This is a genomic window from Pseudarthrobacter sp. CCNWLW217 (assembly GCF_037203985.1).
In the GTDB taxonomy this organism is placed as follows: Bacteria; Actinomycetota; Actinomycetes; order Actinomycetales; family Micrococcaceae; genus Arthrobacter.
The window spans coordinates 175,303-189,982 of record NZ_JBBCBT010000004.1; the positions used below are offsets into that span (position 1 = coordinate 175,303).

Genomic DNA, 14,680 nt, shown 5'->3' on the forward strand with positions numbered 1-14,680 from the left:
CCCGCCCCGAGCGGGCCAGTGCATTGCTGGTAACGTTATCAAGAAACATTCCCGGATCGGAAGACCATGAGCCACACACCTCCCCTCTATGACAAATTCCCCACCGTGACCGTCCCGGGCAACCCGCGGACCTGGACCGGACGGGATGCCTGGCAGGAGATCGCCGGCGCCGGCCGGCCCGTTGTGGTGGACGCCTATCCCGGGGTGAGGTTGGACGAACTCCTGGCCTTCATCGGCGAGGCACTGCCGGGGCACCGGATCATGAACGTGGAAGATCTCGCTGCCAGGCCCATCACGGAGATCGATTCGCTGATTGCCGCCAACCTCACGGATGACCGCGTCTTCGGAGTCATGAGCCACCACACCCTGGCCGACTTCTACGACGCCGAAAGGCTGGCTGACCTCGGCCGCCAAGTGGCGTCGTCGGACGTTCCGGTTGTCCTGGTGGGCTGGGGTGCCGCGCTAGTGCCGCTACCCGAGCGCACCTTGGTTCTGGCTGACATGGCACGCTGGGAGCTGCAGCAGCGCCAGCGTGCCGGCGCCCCCAACTGGCGCTGCCACAACACCAACGAAGACAACCTCCGCAAGTACAAGCGGAGCTTTTTCGTGGAGTGGCGGGTGGCCGACAGGCACAAGCGGCAGCTGTTTCCCGCCGTCGACTACGTTTTGGACACCAACCGGAGTGTCTCCGAAGCCAAGCTGATCACTGGCAACACCTTCCACCGGGGGATGGCCGCTGCGGCCGCCGCGCCGTTCCGGGTGGTGCCGTTCTTTGACCCCGGCGTGTGGGGCGGGCAGTGGATGAAGAAGGTCATCGGCCTGGACTCCGAAGCGGACAACTACGCCTGGTGCTTCGACTGCGTGCCGGAGGAGAACAGCATCCTGCTGGACGTCGGCGGAGAAATCGTGGAGCTGCCCTCGGTCAACGTGGTCTTTACCCAACCCTCGGCGCTCCTCGGCCAGCAGACCTACGCCCGCTTCGGCGCCGAGTTCCCCATCCGCTTCGACTTCCTCGACACCATGGGCGGCGGCAACCTGTCCCTGCAGGTCCACCCGCTGACGGACTACATCCAGGACCGCTTCGGCATGCACTACACGCAGGATGAGAGCTATTACATCCTGGACTGCGACGACGACGCCGTGGTCTACCTCGGCCTCAAAACCGGCACGGACCCGGAGGCCATGGTGACGGCCCTGAAAGAAGCGTCCGACGGCGGCACCCACTTCCCCGCGGAGGATTACGTTAACGCCTTCCCGGCCAAAAAGCACGACCACTTTTCCATCCCGGCAGGGACCGTGCACTGTTCAGGGGCCAACTCGATGGTGCTGGAGATCTCTGCGACGCCGTACATCTTCACGTTCAAGATGTGGGACTGGGACCGCGTGGGCCTGGATGGCCGGCCGCGTCCCATCCACGTTGACCATGCCAGCCGTAACATCCAGTGGGACCGCAACACCGAGTGGGCGCGCGAGCAGCTCCTGGACCAGGTGGAGGAGCTGGGCTCCGGTCCGGGCTGGACCGAGGAGCGCACCGGCCTGCACGAACTGGAATTCATCGAGGTCAGGCGGCATTGGTTCACGGACACCGTGGAGCACCACACCAAGGGCACCGTGAACGTCCTGAACCTCGTCGAGGGCGCGCAGGCGGTGGTGGAAAGTCCTGACGGAGCGTTCGAACCGTTTGTGGTGAGCTACGCCGAAACGTTCATCGTCCCGGCTGCCGTGGGCCGGTACACCATCAGCCCGCATGGCCCCGGAATCGGTCAGAAGCTGGCCACCGTGAAAGCCTCGGTGCGGGGGACCGAGACGGCACTGCCTGCCCGCGTTGCGGCCGGCGGACTTGTGAACTAGGCGCCTGTGGCGGTGTGCCCTGCCCAATAGGCAGCGCCCACCAAGCCAGCCTCTTCGGAGCGCTCCGCCTTCCGGAGGGGCAACGCTGCCAGGCCGGGTGCCACGGCTGCCATGCCCTTCCGGATGGCGGGTTCCACAATGTCCCAGGAGCCCGTCATCGAGCCGCCCACAATCAGGACCTCGGTGCCGAAACTCGAAAGATACGGCGCGGCAGCCTCGCCGACTGCAGAGAAAGCACGCTCCAGGACCCTGGCGGCCACGGCGTCGCCCGCACGGGCCGCCTCGGCGATGTCGCGCACATCCGGTGTACCGGCGTCGGGATCTCCGGGGGCGCCAGCGGCACCAGCACCGGGGGCGCCGGCGGAACCGGAAGCACCCGCGGCCGCCGCGTAGGCCCGCCGGATCGCCCGGCGGGAAACGGTATCCTCGAGCGGCCGTCCCCGGTATTCCAGCAGGTAGCAGCTGCCATCCGGCGGAACATCCGTCCCAGTTTTGACGGGCATGCCGTCGGCCAGGAAAGACGAACCCACCCCGGTGCCCAGCGTGATGCAAACGGCCCGCCGACTGCGGCCCGCGGCGCCGAGCGCCACCTCGCCTATTCCGAAAGCATCGGCGTCGTTCAGGAACGTGACTGTCCCAAGTGCCATGCCCAGCCGTTCCGCCAGCCCGGCACGGACATCCACGTCCTGGAGCCCGTCGAATTTGCCCACATGCTCGTAGCGCGCGATTCCGCTCGCATAGTCGAACGGCCCGGGCAGCGCCACGCCCCACCGGCCGTTGTGGCCGGTGCCGAGGGAGTTGGCGGCTGCCGCCAGGGCGTCAAGGAGTTGGCTTGCGGGAGCATGCGCGTCAAGGTCCCGGCGGACAACACTGTCCGCCGCGACAGTCCAGGAGCCCGGCGCGTGCCGGACCAGCGCCGCCGTAACATGGGTGCCACCAATTTCCAGTACCGGGGTGGGCAGTTCAAGGTCATTCATGTGCGTCTCTCCTGGCACTTGGTAACGTTGACACAGCCTGGCAGGAAGCCGCCGGGCGGATAGTCCGAACTGAAAGCACGGGATGGCCATGGCCCGCAGCAATGCCTCTTCCGTCCCTACTGTCAGGGACGTCGCCGCGCTGGCCGGTGTCAGCCCGATGACCGTTTCCCGGACCATGTCCGGTGGCCTGAACGTGCGGCCGGAAGTCCAGGAACGGGTCCGGGAAGCCGTGGAAAAACTTGGCTACCGGCCCAACCAGAGCGCCCGCAACACACGGCTCAGCAAACCCACGGGGCTGATTGGCGTTGCAGTTACGAATCTGGGCAACCCCTACTACGGTCAGTTCGCACTCGGCGTCGAGGACGTTGCCGCCGCGCACGGACGGCACATCGTGGTGGGTAACAGCGGTGAAGATCCCGGCCGGGAGGGCAGCCTTCTCGCCGACTTTGCCGCCCGCCAGCTGGAGGGAGTGATCCTGGTGCCGGCCGGCAAAGGCGGAAACCCGTTGGGCCCACGGCAGTTGGGCGGCGTTCCGCTGGTCCTCGCCACCCGCACCGTCGAAGGCGTGGAGTGCGACGCCGTCCTCGTGGACGACGCCAACGGCGCTGCTGCCGGAACAGCGGCACTCCTGGCCGACGGCCACCGGCGCATCGCCTTCCTCGGGGATGTTGCGGGAATTTCCACCGCTCAGAGCCGCTTCGACGGCTTCACGCAGGCGCTGGCTGGGGCCGGCATCAGCCTGGATCCGGATTATCTGGTGGTTGTCCGGGAAACCGACGCCGCCGCTTGCGCCGTTCGGCGGCTGCTTGCCGGTCCGAATCCGCCCACCGCGTTTTTCTCCGCCAACAACCGAACCACGGTAGGTGCCCTGCGGGCAATCTGCGAATGGCGCGACGGCGTGCCGCAGCGGCCAGCGCGCCAGCCGGTGCCGGCGCTGGCAAGCTTCGATGATGTTGAGCTGGCAGACCTGTTGGGCATCCCGCTCACGGTGATGTCCCATGATGCGCGGGCCCTCGGGGCAGCGGCGGCGCGCCTGCTGTTCGACCGGCTGGACGGAACAACGGCGCCGGCCGAAGCTTCGCCGGCGCCGCGCCTGGTCCTGATGCCCGTCACCGTACGGCGTTACTGAACGAGCCGTCGCTGAGTTCGGATTGTGCGGGCCACGCATCGTCAACCGTTCTGCAGGATCTCGGCCACGGCGACCATGCGCCGCTCCCGGGCCGAGAGCGCTGCCGCCTCAACCAGCGCCTGGACATGCAGGGCCCGCTCCACATCCACGGTGACCGCGCTACCCAGCCGGACGGCGTCGGCGAATTCCCGCCGCAGGGCTGGCCAGCATTCGGAGTGGTCCATCCCGTCGGTGGTGTAATCCAGGCTTCCGGCCGCTGAATAGACGCTGATGGTGGTCCTGGCCTGGGGGAGGCGGACGGAGCCTGACAGGCACGCCTGGCCGGTGGCGCCGTCACGGTGGAACGTGGTGATGGTGACGTAGTCCTTGCTGCCCTCGGCCCGCACGGCCTCAATTGGTCCTGCAGTGAGCTCCATCAGGTCCAGCAGGTGGGGGCCGAGATCGTGGAGCGCGCCGAACTCATCGCGCCAACTCTTGCTGGCGTTGCCGGCCCGGGATGCGGTGTCCAGGAACCCGCCATCGAGGAATCCGCCGTGGAGGTAACTGCCGGTGACGCCGAGCACGGCCGCTTCGCTCCGCAGTTCCGTCGCGGCGGCGAGGAAGCTGCGCGTCCGCTGGTGGTAGCGCTTGGTAAGGACGACGGCGTTCGCCACCTTGTTGCGGCGCACGGCATCCGCCACGGCTGCTGCCTGCTGCAGGGACGCCCCGAGCGGCTTCTCCAGGAGGAGGGCAAGCCCGGCATCGGCCGCACGGGGTGCAAGTTCGGCCTGCACGGGCGGCGGTACGGCAAAGTCCACGGCCTCGCAGGAAGCAAGAAGTTCCTCGAACGTGTCGAAGGCACGGACTCCGTGTTTCCCGGCAAGCGCCGCGGCGGTGCCGCCGCTTGCGGACCAGATCCCGGCGAGCTCTGTCTCAGCGCCGGCACTGTGCAGCGGGGCGTGCATGGTCGCGGCCCATTGCCCGGCACCCACGAGTCCAATCCTGACGGGGGGATAACTGGCAGGGGAGTGCCCCGGGGAGGTGTCCGAATTCATGTGATGAACTTACTGCAGATTCTGCCTAACGTCTATACACAAGTTGGCTAGTGATTGTGCTAATGTCGTTTGCATCACATTCGGTTGCATCGCTTCCAGATGCCCGCTCAGCCAACCTAAGGACCGATCCGAAGTGTCCCGCTTCCTCCGTATTGCGGCGCCCCGCAGCGTCGCCGTCATTGACCAGCCGTCCGTCCCCCTCGAAGCCGGCCAGGCGCGGGTCCGGACCCTCTATTCCGGAATCTCGGCGGGCACCGAACTCACGGCCTACCGCGGCACCAACCCGTACCTGACGTCCACCTGGGACGCAGAGTCACGGCTGTTCCAGCCCGGGCAGGAGGCCCTTGGCTATCCACTCGACGGCTGGGGATACTCCGAAGTCGGCGAAGTTGTGGAGCTGGCCCCGCCGGAAGGGCCGCTGGCCGGAGCTGCTGGCAACGATGCTCCCGTCCAGGTGGGGGACATTGTGTGGGGCATCTGGGGCCACCGCGACGAGGGCGTCCTCGCCGCGGAAGCACTCCGCGGACACGTGCTCCCCGCCGGCATGGATCCGCTGGCCGGTGCCTTCGTTCGCGTCGGCGCCATCGCCTTGAGCGCCGTCCTGGCCGCAGACCTCGGGCCCGGCTCCACCGTTGCCATCTTCGGCCAAGGCGTCATCGGCCTGCTGGCCACCCGCTTTGCCGTCCTGAACGGGGCGAAGGTCATCGCCGTGGACGGCATCGACGCCCGCCGCAACCGGGCCCTGGGATGGGGAGCCGTTCATGCACTTCCCCCGAGCCCTGCACTGGCAGGAGAGATCCGCAAATTTACCGGAGGCGCCGGCGTCGACGTGGCCATTGAGCTCAGTGGCAACTACCGCGCGCTGCATGAGGCAACCCGCGCCGTGGGCGCCGACGGCACCGTTATCGCCGCCGGTTTCTACCAAGGCGAGGCCGCCGGCGTCCGCTTCGGCGAGGAGTTCCACCACAACAGGGTGCAGCTCCTGGCCTCCCAAATCGGCTCCGTCCCCAACCGCCTCCGGTCCCGCTGGACCGTCCCGCGCCTGCAGCAGACCGTGGTGGACCACCTCGCCAACGGGCTGGTGGACGCCCCGTCCCTGGTCACCCACACCTTTTCCCTGGCCGATTCCGCCAAAGCCTATGAACTCCTGGACACGGACGCGCAGTCCGCGCTCCAGGTTGTATTGGAGTTCTCATGACCCTCATCACCGTCCAGGAACAACACCTTCCGGGCCGCAGTCTCGAAGAGAAATTCGACCATGCCCTGGCTTGGGGCTTCGACGGCATTGAACTGCGGTCTGCCGGCGAACTGCAGTTCAAGGCCCGGCTGCCCGAGCTGCTCCGGGCCAGGAACGCCGGCGTGGTGATGCCCACCGCCTGCGTGGAGATGCCCCACTTCGTGGGTGCCTTCGACGACGAACTGCGCAAGGACGCCGTCATCCAGCTGAAATCGCAGCTGAGCGTGATGGCGGAGATCGGCGGCCGGGGCGTCATGACTCCAGCGTCCTATGGCATGTTCTCCAAGCGCTTGCCCCCGTTTGTCCCGCCCCGCACGGAGGAGGAGGACACCGCAGTGCTTGTTGAATCCTTCACTGCCTTGGGGGAGCACGCGGCGTCCGAGGGTGTGGAGATCTACCTCGAACCCTTGAACCGCTATGAGGACCATATGATCAACCGGCTTTCCGACGGCGTCCGGCTGCTGAAGCTCGTGGGCCTGGACTCCGTGCGGCTGGCTCCGGATACGTACCACATGAACATCGAGGAAAGTGATCCAGCTGCTGCCCTCCAGGACGCTGCCGGATTCATCGGCCATATCCAGGCCAGCGACTCGAACCGGCTCGAGCCAGGGGCAGGAAACATCGACTGGGCGCTATTCGGCGCCACCCTCAAATCCATCGGTTACCACGGCACAGTGGCCTTGGAGTCGCGGCTGTCCGGACCCGCGGAAGAAGTGCTTCCGCGGGTGCCCTCCCTGTTAGGGCGGTACCTGTGATGCCGGGTAATGTCCGGGCGGAGGCCGACCAGGCGGAGCTGGATGCGCGGATCGCTGCCCGTTCCATCGCCGTGCTCGAGGCCAACTGGCGGAAAACCCATACTGTTCCTGCCGCTGGCTTGTATCCGCACCAGTGGAGCTGGGACTCGTCCTTCATCGCCGTCGGACTGAGCCGGGTCTCGCCCCGCCGCGCCGGCCAGGAAATGGACGCGCTCTTCGCCGGACAATGGGAGGACGGCCGGCTGCCGCAGATCATCTTCGATCCGCACCGGGACCAGGACTACGCGCCCGGCGCCTCGTTCTGGCAGTCCCGGAAGATTCCCGGGTCCCCGAAGCAAGTGGACACCGCGGGCCTGGTCCAGCCGCCCAACCACGCCTGGGCCGTCTGGAAAATCCACCAGGCCGACCCCGCAGAGTCCCGCCGCCGGTCCTTCCTGGAGCGGAACTATCCCAGGCTGGTGCATTGGCACGAATACCTGTCCGGCCGCCGGGACCGCGGCGGCTCGGGACTGGCCTGCATTGTGCACCCCTGGGAGTCCGGCACCGACAATTCGCCCCTGTGGGACACCGTGATGACACGGATTCCGGCGGACTGCAAGACAACCCTGGACCGTCCCGACCTACAGCACGCCGACGCCGGGGAACGGCCAAGCCAGAAGGAGTACGGCAAGTATTTCTGGATGGCTGAGCGCTACCGGGACCACGGCTGCGACGACGCCGATCCGGACTATCCCTTCCTGATGGAGGATCCGCTCTTCAACACTCTGCTGGCGGTCTCGGAGCTGGCCCTGGCGGACATTGCCACCGAGCTGGGCCTGCCCGGGGAAGCCCACCGCGACCGGGCACAACGCATCACCACCGCGTTGGAGGAGCTGTATGTCGCGGAACTGGGCTGCTACTCAGCCCGCGACGCCACCGACGGGTCAGTGGTCCATAAGGCGACCATCAACGGCCTGATCCCGTTGCTGCTGCCGGACCAGGTCCACACCGAGGCCCTGCTGGAAACCCTGAACGGTCCGCGCTTCATGAACGGCAATGCCCTGATGGTGCCCAGTTACGATGCCACCGCCGAGGACCACAACCCCGCGTTGTACTGGCGCGGTCCGGCTTGGTTCAACATGTCCTGGATGGTTGCCGAGGCCTTGGAAAGGCTGGGACTTACGGAGGAAGCGGCCTTCCTGCGCGGCAACATCGGCAGACTGGCCCTTGAACACGATTTCCCTGAATACGTCGACCCCTGGACCGGGGCGGCCCACGGTACGCGAAGCTTCAGCTGGACCGCCGCCCTGGCCCTCGAAACCACCTACGTCCGGAGCACGCCATGACCGCCCTTGCACCCCCGTCAGCAGTTTCGGTCCTCGTGGCCCACGGCGCCATGATGCGCGGCGCAGCGGATGGCAGCGTCGGCCGCGCTGACGCACCCGCCCAGGGTACCGAGGGCCTGTACGTGGCGGACACGCGGCTCCTGTCCCGCTGGATCCTGGAGATCAATGACTCCACGTTCTGGGATGTGGGCAACGTCCGCGAACCCGGCCGCCGCACCACAGCGCTCAGCCCTGCCGCACGGCGGAACCAGACCCACGACCTCTTCGTCTTCCGGACCCAGGAACTGGATGCGGCAGGCCTGCGTGAAACCCTTCGCATCCGGAATCTCGGCCGGGAGCCCATCACCGCCCGGTTGGTCCTGCGCGCGGGCACCGATTTCGCTGACCAATTCACTGTGCGCACTGACGGCAGGACCTTCGACCTCAGTGGCGCCGCGAGCAGCCTGACGGTGGTCGACGGCGGCGCCCTGACTTTCGATTACACCCATACTTTCCGGGGCCGGACCTTCACGGCCGGCGTCGAGCTCACGGCGAGCATCGCTCCGGCGGTCCGCCGGGAGCCGGTGGACGGGCGCTTCGTCGGCGTCGTCCTGTCCTGGGACCTGGCATTGGCGGCGGGACAGACGCAGGCCCTGGTGATCTCGGCCGCTTCCACCGGCGGGCAGGCGGACCCAGCGGTGCCAGCCGCCGTCGTGCGTTCCACGGAGGGCCTGACCGCGTTGGCACGGCAGAGCCTCAAGGACCTTGACTCGCTGTTGATGCCGTGCCCGGTCAAGCCGGAGCTGACCATCCCCGCAGCGGGGTTGCCCTGGTTCCTGACGCTGTTCGGCCGGGACTCCCTGCTGACATCCATGCTGACGCGGGCAGAATCTCCGCAGCTATTGGGCGACGTGCTGCGTGCCCTGGCAGCAACCCAGGGGACCGTGGACGATCCCGCACGTGTGGAGCAGCCCGGGAAAATGGTGCACGAAGTGCGCGTCAGCGAGCTGGCCCAGCTGGGCGCGGTTCCCTACGGCCGCTACTACGGCACAGTTGATTCCACTCCGCTGTTCCTGATGGCGCTGGGGCACGTGGACGACGACGCCCTCATCCGCGAACTCGAACAGCCGGCGCGGGCAGCCGTGGAATGGATCCTCGGCGACGGCGGCCTGAAGGACACCGGGTTTGTCCGCTACACGCCGGACCCCAACGGGCTGCTCCACCAGGGCTGGAAAGACTCGTTCGACGCTGTGGCCGGAGCCGACGGCAGCGAACCGACGGGCGCGATCGCCCTCGCCGAAGTCCAGGGTTACACCTGGCGCGGACTGCGGGAATGTGCCCGGCTGGCGGCCGAATATTGGGGCGACCAGGCCTGGGCGGAGACCTTGAACGGGCTGGCCGACGGGTTGAAGGCGCGCTTTCGGAAAGCGTTCTGGATGGATTCGCAGAACTTCCCGGCACTGGCGGTGGACGGGGAAGGCCACCACGTGGACGCGCTCGCCTCCAACGCGGGTCATCTGCTCTGGTCTGGCATGCTCGACGCTGAGGATGCCCGCGCGGTGACCTCGCGCCTGCTGCAGCCCGACTTCTTCACCGGCTGGGGCATCCGGACGCTTGCTGAAGGCCAGCACTACTACCACCCGATGTCCTACCACAATGGCTCTGTATGGCCCCACGACACCATGCTGGCCGCCGAAGGGATGGCCGCCTACGGCTTCCTGGACGACGCCCGGACTGTGGCAACCGGAATCCGTGAGGCGGCCGGGCATTTCGGCAACAGCCTCCCGGAACTGTTCGGCGGGTTCTCGCGGACGGACTTCCCCGTGCCGGTCAAGTATCACCATGCGGGCTCGCCCCAGGCGTGGGCGGCTGCGGCCGGGCTGGCGGCGGTCCGGCTGACTGCGGGCCCACTGACTGCCGTCCCGCTGACGGACGACGGCGGAACCCGGGTCCCGGACTTGGCCTCCGCCGGGCACAAAGGCCAGTGATGCCCGAGAGCAGGAGCGCCGGAGCCGTGGAAGTCCGGGCGGGCCAGTCAGACGACGTAGGCCGGGTTCTGGACGACGCCGTCCGTGCCGTGGGTGAGGCCGCGGACCGGCACGGGACAGGGATCATGATCACCGACGTCGGGGAAGGGTGTTACGTGGTGCGCGCCCATCCGGCGGTGCCGCACGGCCTGGTGCGGGAGCAGCGGAAGTGATCCGCGCTGCCGGGCCGGATGACGGCGTCGGAATCCCCGGGACGGTGCCCGGACGCTAAAGCGTTCGGGCGACCCCCGACCGTTCCCGCGACGCCGGGTTTTCCGCCCCTTAGTTGGCGGGCTCTGCCAGCAGCCAGGCCATGGCATCGTCCCGGGAGGTGAAGAACCGGGTGGGGCATGGCGGGACGTGCAGGCTGAGGAAAAAGTTGGCGAGCACCCGATCCACCGGGCTTGAGCCCAGCAGGGCGATCCTGGACGCCGCGCACGGAATCGAGAAGACAGCCCGGGCCTGGCGGCTCACGGACTCGGTGGTGGCCATGTCAACGAGCATCGGATACTCACGGCCGTCGGCCACAACGTTAACTGCTGCCATGGCCTCCTGGGCATCTACTTCCTCGATCCGGACACTGCGGTTCCAGACCAGATGGATGTACCTGCCATCCTCCAGATCTACCGTGCCCTTGCCGCCTTTGACCGTGATCGGTTCCATACTGCCCCCAGAAGTGTCAGTTGAGCACATCCTAGTCCCAGCCGCGGCGGCGGTCACAAAATCGCGGATTTAAAGGCCTGTGCGCCAGACTGTTTCCGTGAGCAACAAACCCCGGACCGGTCTGGCGGTGGCAGGCCTGAGCCTGGGCACCGCGCTGAACCCCCTGAATTCCTCCATGATCGCCGTCGCGCTGGTGGTCCTGCGCGCGGATTTCGGGCTCGACGTCGCTACCGTCACCTGGGTGATCACGTCCTTCTACCTCGCTTCCGCCGCCGGGCAGCCGCTGATGGGCAGGCTGGCGGACCGGTTCGGGCCGCGGCGCATGTTCATGCTGGGCATGGGCACTGTGGCCATCACGTGCGCGCTCGCACCCTTTTCACCCAACTTCGCGCTGCTGTGCGTCGCCCGCGCCGTCATGGCGTTGGGCACCGCTACGGCCTATCCCAGCGCGGTAGTCATGATCGGTGCCATCGCGCAGCGTGCAGGAACGGAATCGTCACGCCCGCTCGGCCGGATCCAGATGGCAAACACCTCCGCGGCGGCGGTGGGACCGGTGGCCGGCGGCCTGCTCGTAGGCCAGGTGGGCTGGGAGGCACTCTTCCTGGTCAACGTCCCGCTGGCATTGGCAGCCCTCTTTATCGTACGGAAGGTGGCCCCGGCGGACGGGGTCCGGGAGCGGGGGAGCCTTGCCCGGCTGGCCAAGGATTCGGACATCCCCGGGATCGCAGCTTTTGTTGGTTCCCTCCTGCTGGTCATGATGGCGTTGCTGGACGTGGCCCCGGGCTACCGCTGGTGGATGCTTGGCGCCGGAACCGCCATCGCCGCACTGTTTGTGTGGCGCGAACTCCGCTTCAGCCCGCCGTTCCTGGACCTGAGGCTGCTGGGCCGGAACCGGCCGCTGATGCTGGTCTACCTGGGATTCGCGGTCTTCAGCAGCGTGTACTACTTCGTCTTCTTTGGCCTGCCTCAACTGCTGCAGGAAGCCGGCGGCTATGACCCCGGGCTTGTGGGGCTTCTTATGCTGCCGCTTGCGGCGATGTCCGTGCTGGCCACGCCCTGGGCTGTCCGGGCCATGGGCAAATTCGGCGTACGGCGCGTGCTGATTGCCGGCGTCGTACTTTTGACCATGGTGGCAGCGCTGATGTGGCTGCTGACCGGATCACTGGCCATTCCCCTGGTGCTGGCGCTCACCACGCTGATGGGCATTCCCTACGGGGCGGTGGGCATTGCCACCAACCAGGGCATGTTCCTCTCGGTCAGGCCGCAAGAGCGGGGGGTGGCAGCCGGAATCTACCAGACCTGCCGTTATGTGGGAGCCATTACCGCCACAGTGCTGATCGGTGTCTTCGCTGACGGCGGCGTGGATCAGGCAAGCTGGGGCCTGATGGTGCTGGCCATGCTGGTGCTCAGCGCCGTGGCGTTCGGTGTGACCCTGCTGTGGCGGGCGCCAAAAGCCTAGCCGCCGCGCTGAGGTGGCCCGCTGGATTCGCGGGGAATCAGGCTGGGCATGGCCTTACGGATCCGGGGTTCCTTGCCGGGGTTCACGATGAGGTCGATCGCATTCCCCGCAATCTGGTCCAGCGGGACGCGCACGGAGGACAAGGGAGTGGCGAGCCGCGACGAGAGGGGAATGTCGTTGTAGCCCACCAGTGCGAGATCCCGTCCCACGATCGCCTGGCAGCGGTGCGCCGCCGCGATAATGCCCATGGCGAGGTTGTCGTTGGCGGCGAAAATAGCAGTGGGGCGTGGGTTGCTGCCCAGCAGCGTCTCGCCGGCCGCGAAGCCGTTTTCGATGCCATAGCCAGCCGCCAGCAGCCACTCTTCCCGCGGGGTGACGCCAGCCTCCTCCATGGCCCGGCGTGCACCGGCCAGGCGGGCCGTCCCCGTGGAAGTGAAGGACGGACCGGTGACCACCGCGATGTCACGGTGACCCAGGTCGATGAGGTGCCGCGTGGCAAGGTACCCGCCCACTTCGTCGTCGCCGAGGGCTGACGGGCTCACGCCGTCGGTACGCAGCACCAGGGCGTGTGCCACCTTCCGCTGCCGCAACAGCTTGGGGAGTTCGTCGTCGAGCCTGGCCGTCGCAAGGATCAGCCCGTCAACATTGCGGTCCAGCAGCGTCTCCGCGGCGCGGCGCTCATCGTCCGGGTCATCCCCGCTGGTGGCCACCATGGCGAAATAGCCGCGGTCTGAGGCGGCGCGCTCCAGTTCTTCGAACATCAGGGCCATCACGGTGTCGCTGAGGCGCGGGACCAGTACCCCCAGGGTCCGGGTTTCGCCGCGGCGCAGGCTGGACGCGAAGGAGTTTCGGCGGTAGCCAAGTTCCTCGGCAACCTTCCGGACGTGTTCCGCCGCGGCGGAGCGGGAGGCGGTTCCGCGTTCATCCAGGGCACGGCTGGCCGTGGAAAGGCTTACCCCACTGGCGGCGGCAACGTCCCGCAGGGTAACGGTGGTGCCGGGTGCGACCGGTTCCATGTGGGGTCTCCTCTTCACGATTGTCCTAGAAGACACTCTATTTCCTCCGTCTTTCACAGTTGGCCCTTGACAGTGAGCTGGAACACACCGCACAATGAAAACGTTCCCGCAAACGTTCTCACATTAGCGGAACCACCGACTACAAGACAGAGGAAGCTCTCATGACCATCGATCTCCGCGGGCTGGTTCCCGCTCCCGTAACCCCGTTCACCCGCGACGGAGCCGTCGACGTCGACGCGATCCACCGCCTGGGCGGCTGGCTGGCCAGTGTTGAAGGCGTCAAGGGCCTGGTGGTCCTCGGCCACGCCGGCGAAGGAACCTTCCTGACCCAGGACGAGCAGGCCCTCGTCATCCGCGAATTCAAGAACGCCGTCAATGGCGGAATCCCGATCATCGCCGGCATCACCGGTGAGGGCAACACGGTCGCTGCCCTCGAAGCCAAGCGTGCAGTGGAAGCCGGCGCCGAGGCCGGCCTGGTCTACCCCTCCCACGGCTGGCTCCGCTTCGGCTACCAGAAGGGCGCACCCCAGACCCGGTACAAGGAAATCTACGAAACGTCCGGCCTGCCGCTGATCCTGTTCCAGTACCCTGATGCCACCAAGGCAACCTACGACCTCGAAACCCAGCTGGAAATCGCCGGCCAGGAAGGCGTCTTCGCCACCAAGAACGGCGTCCGGAACATGAAGCGCTGGGATACAGAAATCCCCGTCCTGCGGGCAACCTACCCGGACCTGCAGATCCTGACCTGCCACGACGAGTACCTGCTGCACACCATGTTCGACGTCGACGGCGCCCTGGTAGGCTACGGCGGACTCGCGCCGGAGCCGCTGGTTGAGCTCATCGCCGCCGGTAAGGCCAAGGACTATGCCGCCGCCCGCGCCATCCACGACCGTCTCCTGCCGGTCACTAAGAACGTCTACCACCGTGGTTCGCACATGGAAGGCACCGTCGCCCTCAAGGAAGGCCTCGTAGTCCGCGGCATCCTGGACCACGCCACTGTCCGCCCGCCGCTGCTTCCCCTCGCCGAGGGCGCCGGCGCGGAAATCGCCTTGGCCCTCAAGTCAGCCAACCTCGGCAGCGTCACCGTCCCTGCCTGACCAGCGCTGCCTGATCCAGCACGGCCTGATCCCAGGATCTCTCGGGATGGCGGGTACCGCCCGCCATCCCGGCCCCAACTTTCACTCTCCACCCTGGTCAACGACGACCCCCAGCACTGAAGCTGGAGAAG

13 protein-coding genes are annotated in these 14,680 nt (G+C 67.1%); 9 read left to right on the plus strand and 4 right to left on the minus strand.

Annotated features, from left to right (window positions below; translation table 11 throughout):
* Positions 1–66: 66 nt before the first annotated feature.
* Positions 67–1,851 (plus strand): class I mannose-6-phosphate isomerase, encoded by a 1,785-nt coding sequence (locus tag V9L18_RS06880; RefSeq protein WP_337346436.1) that lies wholly within the window; start codon positions 67–69, stop codon positions 1,849–1,851.
* On the opposite strand, the gene V9L18_RS06885 is transcribed toward V9L18_RS06880, so the two are convergent.
* Positions 1,848–2,828, minus strand: coding sequence for an ROK family protein (locus V9L18_RS06885; RefSeq protein WP_337346437.1), 981 nt, complete (start codon positions 2,826–2,828; stop codon positions 1,848–1,850). The two genes, V9L18_RS06880 and V9L18_RS06885, sit on opposite strands and share 4 nt — an antisense overlap.
* An 88-nt stretch (positions 2,829–2,916) precedes the next feature.
* On the opposite strand from V9L18_RS06885, the gene V9L18_RS06890 reads away from it, so the two are divergent.
* Positions 2,917–3,957, plus strand: a complete 1,041-nt coding sequence (locus tag V9L18_RS06890; RefSeq protein WP_337346438.1) for a LacI family DNA-binding transcriptional regulator — start codon at positions 2,917–2,919, stop codon at positions 3,955–3,957.
* A 41-nt stretch (positions 3,958–3,998) separates the two neighbouring features.
* Here V9L18_RS06890 and V9L18_RS06895 read toward each other — a convergent pair whose 3' ends face one another.
* Positions 3,999–4,991 (minus strand): Gfo/Idh/MocA family protein, encoded by a 993-nt coding sequence (locus V9L18_RS06895; RefSeq protein ID WP_337346439.1) that lies wholly within the window; start codon positions 4,989–4,991, stop codon positions 3,999–4,001.
* Positions 4,992–5,124: 133 nt separating this feature from the next.
* On the opposite strand from V9L18_RS06895, the gene V9L18_RS06900 reads away from it, so the two are divergent.
* From V9L18_RS06900 to V9L18_RS06920, 5 genes are read left to right on the plus strand one after another with little or no spacing between them, the layout of a single operon-like run.
* Complete coding sequence (locus V9L18_RS06900) at positions 5,125–6,189, plus strand: zinc-dependent alcohol dehydrogenase (RefSeq protein ID WP_337346440.1); 1,065 nt, start codon at positions 5,125–5,127, stop codon at positions 6,187–6,189.
* The gene (locus tag V9L18_RS06905; protein ID WP_337346441.1) at positions 6,186–6,983 is read left to right on the plus strand and encodes a sugar phosphate isomerase/epimerase family protein; all 798 of its coding nucleotides are present in this window, start codon (positions 6,186–6,188) and stop codon (positions 6,981–6,983) included. The genes V9L18_RS06900 and V9L18_RS06905 overlap by 4 nt, the downstream gene beginning before the upstream one ends.
* The gene (locus V9L18_RS06910; RefSeq protein ID WP_443197969.1) at positions 6,983–8,308 is read left to right on the plus strand and encodes an MGH1-like glycoside hydrolase domain-containing protein; all 1,326 of its coding nucleotides are present in this window, start codon (positions 6,983–6,985) and stop codon (positions 8,306–8,308) included. Before V9L18_RS06905 ends, V9L18_RS06910 begins: the two co-directional genes overlap by 1 nt.
* Positions 8,305–10,275 (plus strand): glycogen debranching N-terminal domain-containing protein, encoded by a 1,971-nt coding sequence (locus V9L18_RS06915; RefSeq protein ID WP_337346443.1) that lies wholly within the window; start codon positions 8,305–8,307, stop codon positions 10,273–10,275. Before V9L18_RS06910 ends, V9L18_RS06915 begins: the two co-directional genes overlap by 4 nt.
* Positions 10,275–10,487, plus strand: a complete 213-nt coding sequence (locus V9L18_RS06920) for a hypothetical protein (protein WP_337346444.1) — start codon at positions 10,275–10,277, stop codon at positions 10,485–10,487. Before V9L18_RS06915 ends, V9L18_RS06920 begins: the two co-directional genes overlap by 1 nt.
* Positions 10,488–10,596: 109 nt before the next feature.
* Here the strand turns inward: V9L18_RS06920 and V9L18_RS06925 are convergent, their stop codons facing one another.
* Complete coding sequence (locus tag V9L18_RS06925; protein ID WP_337346445.1) at positions 10,597–10,977, minus strand: STAS/SEC14 domain-containing protein; 381 nt, start codon at positions 10,975–10,977, stop codon at positions 10,597–10,599.
* Between the two features lie 97 nt (positions 10,978–11,074).
* Between V9L18_RS06925 and V9L18_RS06930 the strand changes: the two genes are divergently transcribed.
* Positions 11,075–12,436: an MFS transporter gene (locus tag V9L18_RS06930; protein WP_337346446.1), complete on the plus strand. Its 1,362-nt coding sequence runs from the start codon at positions 11,075–11,077 to the stop codon at positions 12,434–12,436.
* Here V9L18_RS06930 and V9L18_RS06935 read toward each other — a convergent pair.
* Entirely contained in the window at positions 12,433–13,452 is a 1,020-nt protein-coding gene (locus V9L18_RS06935) for a LacI family DNA-binding transcriptional regulator (RefSeq protein ID WP_337346447.1), read from the minus strand. The two genes, V9L18_RS06930 and V9L18_RS06935, sit on opposite strands and share 4 nt — an antisense overlap.
* A gap of 161 nt (positions 13,453–13,613) precedes the next feature.
* On the opposite strand from V9L18_RS06935, the gene V9L18_RS06940 reads away from it, so the two are divergent.
* A complete protein-coding gene (locus V9L18_RS06940; protein ID WP_337346448.1) occupies positions 13,614–14,549 on the plus strand; it encodes a dihydrodipicolinate synthase family protein in 936 nt (311 codons plus the stop codon).
* The last annotated feature ends 131 nt before the right edge of the window (positions 14,550–14,680 follow it).

Excerpts from the sequence above, each read along its gene's own strand:
- V9L18_RS06880 (WP_337346436.1), top strand. The coding sequence starts at position 67 with ATGAGCCACACACCTCCCCTCTATGACAAATTCCCCACCGTGACCGTC.
- V9L18_RS06885 (WP_337346437.1), bottom strand. The coding sequence starts at position 2,828 with ATGAATGACCTTGAACTGCCCACCCCGGTACTGGAAATTGGTGGCACC.
- V9L18_RS06890 (WP_337346438.1), top strand. The coding sequence starts at position 2,917 with ATGGCCCGCAGCAATGCCTCTTCCGTCCCTACTGTCAGGGACGTCGCC.
- V9L18_RS06895 (WP_337346439.1), bottom strand. The coding sequence starts at position 4,991 with ATGAATTCGGACACCTCCCCGGGGCACTCCCCTGCCAGTTATCCCCCC.
- V9L18_RS06905 (WP_337346441.1), top strand. The coding sequence starts at position 6,186 with ATGACCCTCATCACCGTCCAGGAACAACACCTTCCGGGCCGCAGTCTC.
- V9L18_RS06910 (WP_443197969.1), top strand. The coding sequence starts at position 6,983 with ATGCCGGGTAATGTCCGGGCGGAGGCCGACCAGGCGGAGCTGGATGCG.
- V9L18_RS06915 (WP_337346443.1), top strand. The coding sequence starts at position 8,305 with ATGACCGCCCTTGCACCCCCGTCAGCAGTTTCGGTCCTCGTGGCCCAC.
- V9L18_RS06920 (WP_337346444.1), top strand. The coding sequence starts at position 10,275 with ATGCCCGAGAGCAGGAGCGCCGGAGCCGTGGAAGTCCGGGCGGGCCAG.
- V9L18_RS06925 (WP_337346445.1), bottom strand. The coding sequence starts at position 10,977 with ATGGAACCGATCACGGTCAAAGGCGGCAAGGGCACGGTAGATCTGGAG.
- V9L18_RS06935 (WP_337346447.1), bottom strand. The coding sequence starts at position 13,452 with ATGGAACCGGTCGCACCCGGCACCACCGTTACCCTGCGGGACGTTGCC.
- V9L18_RS06940 (WP_337346448.1), top strand. The coding sequence starts at position 13,614 with ATGACCATCGATCTCCGCGGGCTGGTTCCCGCTCCCGTAACCCCGTTC.